The 12395-nt window shown below is 55.7% G+C and carries 14 protein-coding genes; 7 read left to right on the top strand and 7 right to left on the bottom strand.

Going from position 1 to position 12395, the window contains the following annotated elements; genetic code table 11:
• Positions 1–56: 56 nt before the first annotated feature.
• The 4 genes from mutM (at position 57) to dnaA (ending at position 4599) form a co-directional block, all read left to right on the top strand.
• A complete protein-coding gene (gene mutM / locus ATO67_RS13185; protein ID WP_067649633.1) occupies positions 57–947 on the top strand; it encodes a bifunctional DNA-formamidopyrimidine glycosylase/DNA-(apurinic or apyrimidinic site) lyase in 891 nt (296 codons plus the stop codon).
• An 18-nt stretch (positions 948–965) separates the two neighbouring features.
• On the top strand, positions 966–1739 hold the full coding sequence (locus ATO67_RS13180) for an enoyl-CoA hydratase (RefSeq protein ID WP_067649631.1): 774 nt from the start codon (positions 966–968) through the stop codon (positions 1737–1739).
• A gap of 251 nt (positions 1740–1990) precedes the next feature.
• Positions 1991–2257, top strand: a complete 267-nt coding sequence (gene rpsT / locus ATO67_RS13175) for a 30S ribosomal protein S20 (RefSeq protein ID WP_067649628.1) — start codon at positions 1991–1993, stop codon at positions 2255–2257.
• An 872-nt stretch (positions 2258–3129) separates the two neighbouring features.
• On the top strand, positions 3130–4599 hold the full coding sequence (gene dnaA, locus ATO67_RS13170; protein ID WP_425352213.1) for a chromosomal replication initiator protein DnaA: 1470 nt from the start codon (positions 3130–3132) through the stop codon (positions 4597–4599).
• Between the two features lie 60 nt (positions 4600–4659).
• Here the strand turns inward: dnaA and ATO67_RS13165 are convergent, their stop codons facing one another.
• Together ATO67_RS13165 and ATO67_RS13160 are read right to left on the bottom strand one after the other, a co-directional pair.
• Positions 4660–5166 (bottom strand): hypothetical protein, encoded by a 507-nt coding sequence (locus ATO67_RS13165; RefSeq protein WP_067649621.1) that lies wholly within the window; start codon positions 5164–5166, stop codon positions 4660–4662.
• The gene (locus ATO67_RS13160; protein ID WP_067649619.1) at positions 5163–5660 is read right to left on the bottom strand and encodes an SRPBCC family protein; all 498 of its coding nucleotides are present in this window, start codon (positions 5658–5660) and stop codon (positions 5163–5165) included. Before ATO67_RS13160 ends, ATO67_RS13165 begins: the two co-directional genes overlap by 4 nt.
• Before the next feature lie 97 nt (positions 5661–5757).
• On the opposite strand from ATO67_RS13160, the gene ATO67_RS13155 reads away from it, so the two are divergent.
• Complete coding sequence (locus tag ATO67_RS13155) at positions 5758–6099, top strand: metalloregulator ArsR/SmtB family transcription factor (protein WP_425352206.1); 342 nt, start codon at positions 5758–5760, stop codon at positions 6097–6099.
• 9 nt (positions 6100–6108) lie between these two features.
• On the opposite strand, the gene hemW is transcribed toward ATO67_RS13155, so the two are convergent.
• From hemW to rph, 3 genes are read right to left on the bottom strand one after another with little or no spacing between them, the layout of a single operon-like run.
• Entirely contained in the window at positions 6109–7314 is a 1206-nt protein-coding gene (hemW, locus tag ATO67_RS13150) for a radical SAM family heme chaperone HemW (protein ID WP_067649872.1), read from the bottom strand.
• Positions 7314–7958, bottom strand: coding sequence for an RdgB/HAM1 family non-canonical purine NTP pyrophosphatase (gene rdgB, locus ATO67_RS13145; RefSeq protein ID WP_067649617.1), 645 nt, complete (start codon positions 7956–7958; stop codon positions 7314–7316). The genes hemW and rdgB overlap by 1 nt, the downstream gene beginning before the upstream one ends.
• A 16-nt stretch (positions 7959–7974) precedes the next feature.
• Positions 7975–8691, bottom strand: a complete 717-nt coding sequence (gene rph, locus ATO67_RS13140; RefSeq protein WP_067649614.1) for a ribonuclease PH — start codon at positions 8689–8691, stop codon at positions 7975–7977.
• A 161-nt stretch (positions 8692–8852) separates the two neighbouring features.
• Between rph and hrcA the strand changes: the two genes are divergently transcribed.
• Both hrcA and grpE read left to right on the top strand, forming a co-directional pair.
• Entirely contained in the window at positions 8853–9941 is a 1089-nt protein-coding gene (gene hrcA, locus ATO67_RS13135; RefSeq protein WP_067649612.1) for a heat-inducible transcriptional repressor HrcA, read from the top strand.
• A 114-nt stretch (positions 9942–10055) separates the two neighbouring features.
• Positions 10056–10691, top strand: a complete 636-nt coding sequence (gene grpE, locus ATO67_RS13130) for a nucleotide exchange factor GrpE (RefSeq protein WP_067649610.1) — start codon at positions 10056–10058, stop codon at positions 10689–10691.
• A 47-nt stretch (positions 10692–10738) separates the two neighbouring features.
• Here the strand turns inward: grpE and ATO67_RS13125 are convergent, their stop codons facing one another.
• Positions 10739–11797, bottom strand: coding sequence for a dienelactone hydrolase family protein (locus ATO67_RS13125; protein ID WP_210176125.1), 1059 nt, complete (start codon positions 11795–11797; stop codon positions 10739–10741).
• Positions 11798–11855: 58 nt separating this feature from the next.
• Positions 11856–12317 (bottom strand): PTS IIA-like nitrogen regulatory protein PtsN, encoded by a 462-nt coding sequence (ptsN, locus tag ATO67_RS13120; RefSeq protein WP_067649605.1) that lies wholly within the window; start codon positions 12315–12317, stop codon positions 11856–11858.
• Between the last annotated feature and the right edge of the window lie 78 nt (positions 12318–12395).

Here is a 12395-nt window from a genome sequence, read left to right as displayed (position 1 = left end):
TGCCCGCAGGCTTTCGATCACAAGACCGCCGCGACAAACATGTGGGATAAACTCCAGTGCCAGAATTGCCCGAAGTCGAAACCGTCAGACGTGGTCTTGCACCAACTATGGAAGGGGCCGTGGTCGAGAAGATGGAGCTCGGGCGGCCCGATCTTCGCTTTCCGTTTCCGCAGGGCTTCTCGGAGTTGGTCGAGGGAAAGCGCATCATCTCTCTTGGGCGAAGGGCGAAATATCTGCTGATCGAGCTGGAGGGCGGGCTGACGATCATATCCCATCTGGGCATGTCCGGGTCATTTCGCATAGAGAGCCCGCTTGAAGTAGAAACGCCCGGAGATTTTCATCATCCACGCTCCAAGGACGGAAAGCATGACCATGTGATCTTCTATTTGCGAGGTGCCCAAGGGGCTGCGCGCGTTATCTATAATGACCCACGCCGGTTCGGTTTCATGCACCTTGTGGACCGGTCTAATATCGATCTTTACCCAGCCTTTGTGGGACTGGGGCCGGAACCGACCGGCAATGCGTTGAGCGCCGACTATCTTGCAAGCCGCTTCGGTGGCAAAAGCCAGCCGCTGAAAAGCACGTTGCTGGACCAGAAAGTGATTGCCGGGCTGGGCAATATCTATGTTTGCGAGGCGCTGTGGCGTGCTCACCTCTCACCTCTGCGCGCCGCTGGTACATTGGTGACGAAAACAGGTAAACCGAAGGCCCAGCTTGTCGAATTGACCCAGAAAATCCGGGACGTGATCACCGACGCAATTGCGGCAGGTGGCTCATCCTTACGCGATCACATACAAACAGATGGAACGCTCGGTTACTTCCAGCATTCCTTTTCCGCCTATGACAGACAGGGCCATGCTTGCCGCACGCCGGAATGCGGGGGTACAATCGAGCGCATCGTGCAGGCGGGGCGTTCCACATTCTTTTGCGCTGCCTGCCAGAAATAACGGGAGAGGACCCTCAACATGGATTATGAGACGCTGATTGTCGAAAAGCGCGAGGCCGTCGGTATCGTCACGCTCAACCGCCCGCAGGCATTGAATGCGTTGAACTCGACCCTTCTCAAGGAATTACGTCATATATTGACGTCGTTTTCCGCCGATGATTCCATCGGCGCCGTTGTTATCACCGGCTCTCCGAAAGCATTCGCCGCGGGTGCCGATATCAAAGATATGCAGTCACTGGATTTTGTAGATGTCTATCTTGGAGATTTCCTAGGTGGTTGGGATGAGGTGGCTGCCAGCCGCAAGCCCATCATTGCGGCCGTCTCAGGTTTTGCGCTGGGCGGCGGGTGCGAGCTTGCCATGATGTGCGATTTCATTATCGCATCCGACAGTGCAAAATTCGGCCAACCGGAAATCACGCTGGGCATCATCCCGGGCATGGGCGGCTCACAGCGGCTGACACGGGCCGTTGGCAAGGCCAAAGCCATGGACCTCGTCCTCACGGGGCGAATGATGGACGCTGCCGAAGCAGAGCGGGCAGGCCTGGTTTCCCGTATCGTGCCGCAAGAGCGGTTAATGGACGAGGCGCTGGAAGCAGCAAGCACCATCGCAAAACTCTCTCGCGCCTCGGTGTTGATGGCCAAGGAAAGCATCAACCGTTCTTTCGAGGTGTCATTGAGTGAAGGTCTGCGGTTTGAACGCCGTCTGTTCCAGTCGCTTTTTGCGACGCAGGATCAGAAAGAGGGCATGGTGGCCTTTGTGGAAAAAAGAAAACCCGCCTTTCAAAACCGCTAGTCTCAGTCTACGAATCTGACAGAAAATCACGCCGCTTTTTTCTGTCAGATCGAAGCGCAGATTCGGAATATCAGCGTTTTTGATGAAAATGCGCGTTGACGGGCAGCGGCTTTAGGGTTATATGCCCGCCCAAGGTTAGGAACAGCCATCCGGCTTGTTCCAATTACTCCCGCACTCTTTGGAACGCGAGGTCTTCGATAGACCTGATCCTGTGGTTGCGGATTTTGGTTTGAATTCGAAGAGAGGCATACATGGCCAATACAACTTCGGCGAAAAAGGCGACTCGCAAGATCGCTCGCCGTACTGAAGTCAACAAGGCTCGCCGTTCGCGCGTTCGTGGTTTCATCCGCAAGGTCGAAGAAGCCATCGCAACCGGTGATCTCGCAGTCGCGACTGAAGCCCTGAAGGTAGCACAGCCTGAGATCCAGCGCGCCGCAACGCGCGGTGTCATGCCAGGCAACACGGCAGATCGCAAAGTGTCTCGTTTGGCACAGCGTGTTAAGGCACTTTCAGCCTAATCCGGCTAATACAAATTATTATAAAAAGCCCGGTCGTTATGACCGGGCTTTTTTTGTTTTTTCTTCGCTGTTAATATTTTAGCTTTTAGCATGACACTTCTGCGTCAGAGCGATGACGGATAAATATCAACAAAAACAAATACTTACAAAAGGTCTAATAAAAGGCGCCAGCTTTACGCTACGGAAGGGTGCCTAGCTATCGAGTCAAGCTAATTTTTATTTTTCGGCCAAATCGGCCCGTGGAAAACCTTCGAAATTGAATCTCATTGATTCATAACAGATTCTCCGGACCGCCGCTTAAACGATGCAAAATGGTCTGAGTGAGTCAATGCCCGATCGAAGGTTTCGCAGAAAAATCGCCATTGATCTCGACACACGATCCTGCCTAAATGCATCTCGACAAGGGGCAAGGATTTCTATCCACAAGCTATCTCGATCCTTGAGTATCGAAGGCAAATGCTTCTTGTGGACGAGTTCTGTTAGAGTTCGTTTTTTCAGGTATCGGAGCCAGTTTGGCTGCAATCCATCGGGTTGCAGAAACGTAGAACTGTGCCTTGGTAGGCGTATGTTAAAGTTGTGTTGTGGGAGTAGTTGTTGAGTAATCGCAGGCCTCTCCATGATGAAGAGGAAATGGGATAACCGGCTCGCGGTGATACAAATGACTTGAGGACATATCTTTCGAGGGGAATGTCCGAGAGGGAATAATAAACGAGGGGTATCCCTGATGGACGTTGGTTCGTCGGGCTATGATTGGCAATTTGAAAGGCGGCAATATGCAATTGAATTTGGTGATGGGTGCGGTGGCAAGTGGGGACCGCACGCCAAAGGCATGTGATGCAGCTGGTACTGATATCTTAGGGGAAAAGCAGGATATGAAGCATGACGCGCTGTTTGAACGTTTTAGCGCGCGGTTGAAGGCACAGGTCGGACCGGAAGTTTATGCAAGCTGGTTTGCACGCCTCAAGCTTCATTCCGTTTCCAAGAGCGTCGTGCGGTTTACCGTACCGACGACGTTTCTGAAGTCCTGGATCAACAACCGTTATATCGATCTCATCACGACGCTCGTCCAGAGCGAGGATGCGGATGTGTTGAAGGTGGAAATTCTGGTGCGTTCGGCAAGCCGCCCGGCACGGCCAGCTCCGGTCGAAGAACGTTTGCAGCCCGTATCCGACGCGGCAACGACAGCCCAGCGTGCAAAGCCGTTCATTCCGCCACAGCCCTCTTCAAACGGGCAGATTTCAGGCGCATCGCAATCCGGTCACGCGACCCGTCATTCGGGCTCTGGTCCGTTGTTTGGATCGCCGCTCGATAGCCGCTTCACCTTCGACACCTTTGTCGAAGGCTCGTCCAATCGCGTGGCTCTGGCAGCTGCAAAGACGATTGCCGAAGCCGGTGCAGGCGCCGTGCGTTTCAATCCGCTCTTCATTCACGCAGGCGTTGGTCTTGGAAAGACGCATCTTTTGCAGGCCATCGCCAATGCTGCCATCGACAGCCCACGCAATCCGCGTGTGGTCTATCTGACAGCAGAATATTTCATGTGGCGTTTTGCGACTGCAATCCGTGACAATGATGCACTGACGCTGAAAGACACGTTGCGCAATATCGATCTTCTTGTGATCGATGACATGCAGTTCCTTCAGGGCAAGATGATCCAGCATGAGTTCTGCCATCTGCTGAACATGCTATTGGACAGCGCCAAACAGGTCGTTGTGGCCGCAGACCGCGCGCCATGGGAACTGGAATCGCTCGATCCGCGCGTTCGTTCGCGTCTTCAGGGTGGTATGGCCATCGAAGTTGAAGGTCCCGATTATGACATGCGTCACGAAATGCTGACCCAGCGTATCGCGACCGCCCGTCAGGAAGACCCAGCTTTCGATATTCCGGAAGAAATCGTGTCTCACGTTGCCCGCAGCGTAACGGCCAGTGGCCGTGAACTGGAAGGCGCGTTCAACCAGCTGATCTTTCGCCGCTCCTTCGAGCCGAACCTTTCGGTGGAGCGCGTGGACGAACTTCTGGCGCATCTCGTGGGCACTGGTGAGCCAAAACGCGTGCGCATCGAAGACATCCAGCGCATAGTCGCCAGACACTACAATGTCTCGCGCCAGGAACTGGTCTCCAACCGCCGCACCCGCGTTATCGTCAAGCCGCGCCAGATCGCCATGTATCTTGCCAAAATGCTGACGCCACGGTCCTTCCCGGAAATCGGCCGCCGGTTTGGCGGACGCGATCACACCACCGTTCTGCATGCCGTGCGCAAGATCGAAGAATTGATCGGCGGTGATACGAAACTCGGCCACGAGGTCGAGTTGCTGAAGCGGTTAATCAACGAAAATAATGCCTGACGACAAAACGGCCAAGGAAACTTGGCCGTTTCTGCTTTTGTGAGACTTTTTCTGGACTTATCATTTTGCACCGCTCATCGCGATCCAGAGATGGGTGACGGGGAACAGCATCAGACCGCCGCCAATCATGGCAAAGGGCAAACTTGCCCAGCCACCGTCACTGACGACAATGGAAGCCATGAAAAGCGTGGTGAAAACGAGCGGCGCAATACCGCAGTAAAGGCCGATACGAAAGTCACGCCGGTGTTTCAATAGCTCTTGCGTGCCCTTGAAAACATAAATGTACGAGAGCATTGCGAATTTCCATAGGGCGATCGCACCGGTCCAGGACAGAGTTGCTATTGCAATGACGACGACAATTCCGAGAATAGCCCGCCCTACCTCACCATTTGCATCGAACAGATACGCCGTAAACCAAACCGGACTGAACAGGATAAGCAAGCCCGCAAAGGGAGCGCTGATAACGGCCGCAAGACCGTAGGTCAGGTAGAAGGGCGCTGCGAAGAACAGAATTTCCAGACAGTATATAACACGGGCCACGATGTGCGATGGTGGGAGATCCCTCATGGCACAACCTTCCGCTGCTGTTCTGCGTCTCGTACCTCGCTGCTCAATCTGCGCCAGTTCTTCGAGGCATAGCGGTGGGCCTGTTTCAAGGCGATCCAGAGTGCCAGTTGCTTGATCGGTGCCAATAATCCGTGCGCGACAAATTCGCTGCGGCGCTCGACGCGGGTGAGGTTCGGCCCCATGGGAGCCAAGGTGAATTCACCCTCCAGATTGCCGATCCAGTCCTTGCACCAGACGGTGCTGCCGATCATGCGGTAACGAAGCTTTTGGTTGGGTACATAATCGAGAATGCTCTGGTCGATGGTGCCGCGATCCGTCGTGCACTGGCGGGTGTTGCCGAGCGCGCCGTATCCTTCCAGAACCTTGCAACTGACGGGCTTGGGAATGCCGAAGCGAAACAGGAAAGGCTTGGAGCTGTCCATTTTGGCATGGAGAAAATGCGGCCAGATGTGATGGGGAGCGCAATTGAAAACCCATTGGGAATGAATATGCATGATCTGATCTCTTTCATTTCTACAATTAGGTAATCAACTAATTATAATCCTGTCAACAGTTAGTTGATTGTCTAATTGATTAATGATAGGAGGAGAAATGTCCATTCAGTTGATTTTCGAGGCGCTTGCCTCTCCAGTCAGACGCAAAATTCTTGCCTATGTCGCCCATCACGAGATGAATGCAGGTGATATCGCGGCGCGTTTCGAGATGTCGAAACCGTCGATTTCGCAGCATTTACAATTGCTTGAGCATGCGGGGCTGGTATCGTCTGAAAAGCGGGGCAAGTATGTTTATTATCGACAGGTATCGGATACGCTTGCCAACAGCCTGACCGGGTTCGTGCAGGATATCTGCCCTATCGGCGCGCCACTGCGGCGTGAAAGCGCGGAGATTGCCCGCAAGGCAAAAGACAAGGATACGATTGAGACGTCCGCGTAACGGACTATATCAGCACGCCAGATCAGCCACCACCGAATCCAGTATCAGCATGCCGGATGGCGTGCAGCGCAGGCGCGAATTGCCAATGCGCTCGATAAAGCCGTGTTGCAGCAGGAAGTCTTCCTTGTCCGGGTCGAGGTCACGACCGGAAAGATCGCTCCAGCGGGCAAGGTCGACGCCTTCGCGCAGACGCAGGCCCATGAGCAGCAGTTCGTCCGACTGTTCTTCGACGCCCAGCACTTCCTGATCCAGAATACCATGGCCATCACGCTCGACAGCCTCAAGCCACGTCTCCGGGTGACGCTCCGTGGCGGTCGCGAGTTTAGTGCCGCCTTTGGTCAGGCGGCCATGCGCGCCGGGGCCGATACCGGCATAGTCGCCGTAGCGCCAATAGGTGAGGTTATGGCGGCTTTCCGCGCCGGGCATTGCGTGATTGGACACCTCATAGGCGGGCATGCCATGGCGGGCGGTGATCTCCTGCGTGGCCTCGTAGAGCAGAGCGGATTGATCGCCATCCGGCACAATCAGCTTGCCAGCCTTGTGCAGACCATAAAAGGCGGTGCCTTCCTCGATGGTCAGTTGGTAGAGCGACAGGTGATCGACGGCATAGGAAATGGCTTCAACAAGCTCCTTTTCCCATTCGTCCACCGTCTGGTTCGGGCGGGCGTAGATGAGGTCGAAAGACATGCGCGGGAAAATCTCGCGGGCCAGCCGGATGGCTTTCAGCGCGTCCGCCACATCATGCAGGCGGCCCAGAAATTTCAGGTCGCGGTCGTTCAGCGCCTGCACGCCCATCGACACGCGGTTGACGCCAGCGGCGCGATAGCCCCGAAAACGCTCGGCTTCGACGCTGGAGGGGTTGGCTTCCATGGTGATTTCGATGCCATCGGGCACATGCCAGAAACGGGCGATGCCATCCAGAATGGCGCCAACGGTCTGCGGATTCATCAGCGACGGTGTGCCACCACCCAGAAAAACACTTGTGACGACCTTTGCGCCACTCAATTGCCGCATCGTCTCCATCTCGCGAAGGAAAGCAGCAACAAACCGTTCCTGATCCACCGGCTTATGGCGGACATGGCTGTTGAAATCGCAATAGGGGCACTTAGCCGCGCAGAAGGGCCAATGCACGTAAATGCCGAAACCGGGCTCGCCGGTATCGGGCAACATCGTCGCGTCGGGGGCAGGGGAGAACCTGCTCCCAAAATCGATCATCATGCGTCCAGACAGGTTTCGACGAATGTCTTGAACGCACGGGCGCGGTGGGACAGGGCCTGGGCATCGCCGGGCCTCCAGCCATGTTTCTGCTCGGCTGTCATCTCGCCGAAGGTTGTCTCATGTCCTTCCGGCCGGAAGATCGGGTCGTAACCGAAACCGCTGGCGCCACGCGGCGGCCATGCAACCGCGCCTTCGATCTCGCCTCGGAAGAATTCGGTGTGCCCATCGGGCCAAGCCAGGCACAGAACACTGACGAAGCGGCATGTGCGGGCGGAAGGATCAGTCGCGCCGCGTTCCTGCAAGGCGTCTTCCACCTTCTGCATTGCCATGTCGAAATCACGCGTGCCGTCTGCCGTCTCTGCCCAATTGGCGGTGTAGACACCGGGTGCGCCGTCAAGTGCATCGATCACCAGACCACTATCATCGGAAAGCGAGGGCAATCCTGAGGCGTGCGCAGACGCCAGTGCCTTGATGGCGGCGTTTTCCTCGAAGGTCGTGCCGGTTTCATCGGGCTCGGCGAAATTCAACTCTGCCGCAGACTTTGCAGAAAAGCCGAGAGGACCGATCAGATCGGCAATTTCGGCAATCTTGCCCTTGTTGTGGCTGGCAACGACGATGGTTCTGGTGTCGAGTTTGCGCATGGTTTGGCGTCCTCGCTCAGGCAATCGTTTGCTTTTGTAGCTCAACGAGTTCCGCACAGCCGGTCTTGGCAAGACCGAGCAGGGTAAGGAATTCGTCTTCGCTGAAGGGTGCGCCTTCGGCCGTGCCCTGAATTTCAACGATGCCACCGGAGCCGGTAATGACGAAATTCGCGTCGGTTTCGGCCGAGGAATCTTCCAAGTAATCGAGATCGATCACCGGCTGGCTGGCGAAGATACCGCAGGAAATGGCGGCGATATGGTCTTTCAGGACCTTCTCGACCTTGATCATGTTGCGGGTTTCCATCCATTTCAAGCAATCGTGAAGGGCAATCCATGCGCCGGTGATGGAGGCGGTACGTGTTCCGCCATCTGCCTGAATGACATCGCAGTCAATGCTGATTTGGCGCTCACCCAGCGCCTGAAGATCGACCACGGCGCGCAATGAGCGACCGATGAGACGCTGGATTTCCTGTGTGCGGCCACCCTGCTTGCCGGAAGCGGCTTCGCGGCGCATGCGCTCATGGGTCGAGCGGGGCAGCATGCCGTATTCGGCAGTGACCCAGCCCTTGCCGCTGTTGCGCAGCCATGGTGGCGTCTTTTCTTCAAGGCTGGCGGTGACGAGAACGTGCGTATCGCCAAATTTGACCAGACAGGAACCCTCTGCGTGCTTGGAGAAATTGCGCTCAAAGGAAACTTTGCGCATCTGATCGGTTTTTCTGCCTGAAGGCCGCATATGGTTCGTCTCCGTTTTGATCTCCGCCTTCTAAGGCTGCGCCGACCGATTTGCAAAGGAAAAGCGGGTACGCGCAAGGCAGATACGGAATTTCCGTTTTTACTTAAGCGCACGAGCGACTATATTCCATTGATGAACTGACGGGATGAAGAACGGACGCAATGAGCATCTCTCCTCCAATCGGAAAAGAACCGGGTGCGCTTCTGGATGATCGTTCGCGCGAAATATTCCGCCGCATCGTTGAAGGCTACCTCGAAAACGGCGAACCGCTGGGATCACGTAGTCTGTCACGCGTGTTGCCCATGTCGCTGTCTCCTGCATCCGTGCGCAACGTGATGAGCGATCTGGAGGAATTGGGGCTTATCTATTCGCCGCATATCAGCGCAGGCCGCCTGCCGACACAGACGGGGCTGCGGTTCTTCGTGGATGCTTTCATGCAGGTGGGTGACCTGCCAGAGGAGCAACGCGCCAGCATCGATCGGCAGATTGGCCCTGTTTCCGGACGTGAGCAGCCCATTGAGGGGTTACTGACAGAAGCCAGCCGCATGTTGTCGGGCATGTCGCGGGGCGCGGGGCTCGTTCTGACGACCAAAAGCGATGCTGTGTTGAAGCATGTGGAGTTTATTCGGCTGGAGCCGACCAAAGGCCTTGCCATTCTGGTGGGTGATCACAATCAGGTTGAAAACCGCATCATCGACCTGCCTGCCGGCATTACCTCGTCACAACTCACGGAAGCGGCAAACTTCATCAATGCGCATCTGTCGGGCCAGACCTTGCCGGAATTGCGCACGCAACTTTTGCAACAGAAGACCGAGCTTCAAACCGCACTTAGCACTTTGGCGCAGGATCTGGTGGAGCGTGGGCTGGCGGTCTGGTCCGGCGATAATGAGGACAAGCTGGGCCGTCTGATTGTGCGCGGACGATCCAATCTTCTGGAAGGGCTGGCTGGCGAGGAGGATATCGACCGCGTTCGCCTGCTGTTCGATGATCTGGAGCGCAAGGACAATCTGATCGAAGTTCTCAATCTGGCCGAAACCGGTTCCGGCGTCCGGATTTTCATCGGCTCTGAGAACAAGCTCTTTTCACTATCGGGTTCGTCGCTTATCGTTGCACCCTATCGAGACGATGATAATAGGGTGGTTGGGGCTGTCGGCGTCATTGGTCCGACGCGGCTGAATTACTCACGCATCGTCCCCATGGTGGATTATACCGCGCAAATCATGGCTCGGCTTTCGAACAAACGGCGCTGATTCTAAAAACACTGGTCGAAAAAGTGGCGCTTTTCCCCGCAAGCCTTGATTTTCGCATGGCAAAGTTCGATATCGGGCGCAAGCCATGAACATATGCAAAGCTGGAGTAACGTCATGACCGATAAGACCAACAAAGCCGGACCTGACGCGGACCTCGTTGACGAGGGAGCCGAAGGTGCAACAGTTGAGAACGATGCGCCCGAGCAGGCCGAGCCTGATGCCGTTGAGGTGCTGAAAGCAGAAAATGCAGATTTGCGTGACAAATTTCTGCGCCTCGCCGCAGAAATGGACAATCTACGCCGCCGCACCGAGCGTGAGGTGAAGGACGCGAAAGCCTACTCCGTCTCTGGCTTTGCCCGCGATATGCTGGCGGTTTCAGACAATCTGCGCAGAGCCTTGGAAACCATTCCACCAGAGCTGAAAGAAAACGCTGATGCTGCGATCGCCGGTGTGATCGAAGGCGTTGACATGACCGAGCGGTCGATGCTCTCGGCGCTCGAGCGCCACGGCGTGCGCAAGATGACTGTCGAAGGCGAAAAATTCGACCCTAATTTCCATCAGGCCATGTTTGAGATTCCAAATACGGCAGTCCCGAACAATACGGTCGTGCAAGTGGTGCAAGCTGGCTTCACAATTGGCGATCGCGTTCTGCGTCCTGCGATGGTGGGCGTTGCCAAGGGCGGCCCGAAGGGCGAAGCGCAAGCAGCAGCGGAACCCGGTACCAGCAGCGTCAACGAGAAGGACGCCTGACGAAACAGTGTCCATCATTCCAACTGTTAGCTGGAATGATGGACCCGTTACATGCCGAATTGGCGATTGAGCCAGTCATAGGCATAATCCTGTTGATCAGCCGTAAAGACATGACCGCCTGGCCATAGTTTGGTTTCGAGGCGATCCAGCGCGTTCCATGCTTCCCAAACTGACCGCATTTTTTCGAACGCGTCTTTTACCGATGCAGGGGGAAAGAGTGTATCCGTCGCTCCGGCGAAGATCAGCATCGGGTTTGGTGCGGCAAGGCTCGCAACATCGGGGTAGTCCAGATATTGCAGCAGGCCCGGATGGGTCATGTGCCACGCGGATCCGCCCCGTAACTGATTGTTTCCCGTCACCATCAGCCCTTCTGCCGTCGCCATCCAGTTGACGGCTACGGTCGCTTTGATCCTGTCGCTCAGCGCTACGGCCTGCCATGCCCGGAATGCACCCATGGAGAAGCCAACCGCCGCTAGCCGCTGCTGATCGACCTGCGGTAGGCTCGCCAGAAAATCTGCTGCCCGCGTGTCCTCGAACGCCATGAGACCGGCCAGAGAGCTTCCCATATTGAAGAAATTTGCCGCAAGCGCCTGTTGCGCATCATAGGTTAGTGGCCCACGATCGGACCAGCCCAATACATCTGTTGCCAGCACGACGTAACCTCGGCGGGCAAGCGCGTCAGCCGGATATCGCCCAGAGAAAAATCTCTCCGCCCATGTCTTGGACGTTTGTAGCCTGGCCTCGTCATCCCAGCTTTTGATCAGCTTTTCCTTGCCGATATCGAACATCGACCCATGGTCGTGGTACATCACGGCAGCAGGGAACGGGCCTGTGCCTTTCGGCATCAGCAACAATGCAATGACGCGACTGTCGTTCGTAAGATTAAACGCCACCTTGCGGGCGACATAAGCTCCGCGATCCACCTCATCTATAATTTCGGAGGCAAAATCCGTCTGTATCGGATTTTGGAGGGTAAGTTCCCATAGTTTGGCGCGAGCAATCTCCTTCCAGCGAGGAAGATTTGTTACCCGCTCAGACCAGCCTAATGAAAAGGCCATCTGCTGTTTCAGCGCGGGCGCAAAAACAGGGAGGTTGTCTTCGCTCACGCCGCGCGTCTGGTTGTGTGCCACGTTTGGAGATTTGGTTGGGTCTTCGCCAGCCATATCAGGCGGCGGTTGCCTGTTCCTGATTGAGGAAGGTGTAGATGGCAGTATCCGAATCAGTGGCACGAAGCTTGGCTACCAATTCAGGATCCCGCAGTACACGGGCAATACGGGAAAGCGCTTTCAGATGATCAGCGCCAGCACCTTCAGGTGCTAGTAGAAGAAAGACGAGGTCGACCGGCTGGTCGTCTAGCGCTTCGAAATCAACAGGATTATCGAGGCGTGCAAAGACGCCGACGATGGAGTTGATGCTGGCCAGTTTTCCATGCGGAATAGCGATACCGTGGCCGACACCTGTCGAGCCAAGCCGCTCACGCTGCAATATGACGTCGAAAACTTCCCGTTCCGGCACTCCAGTGATCCGCGCAGCTTTCGCCGCCAGTTCCTGAAGGAGTTGCTTTTTGGAATTGACCTTAAGGGCGGGAATAATTGCATCTTGTTGCAGCAAATCTGCCAACGCCATTCTCTTTATCCTTCATGTCATCGAAACGATCAGGAAGTGCGGCCCGTGCGGGGCGCACTTCCTTTCGCTTTGTCAGAC

Source organism: Agrobacterium bohemicum, from assembly GCF_001562555.1.
GTDB classification, from domain to species: Bacteria; Pseudomonadota; Alphaproteobacteria; order Rhizobiales; family Rhizobiaceae; genus Agrobacterium; species Agrobacterium bohemicum.
Note: the sequence above shows the minus strand (reverse complement) of the source record. Positions and strands in the feature narration are given on the sequence as shown.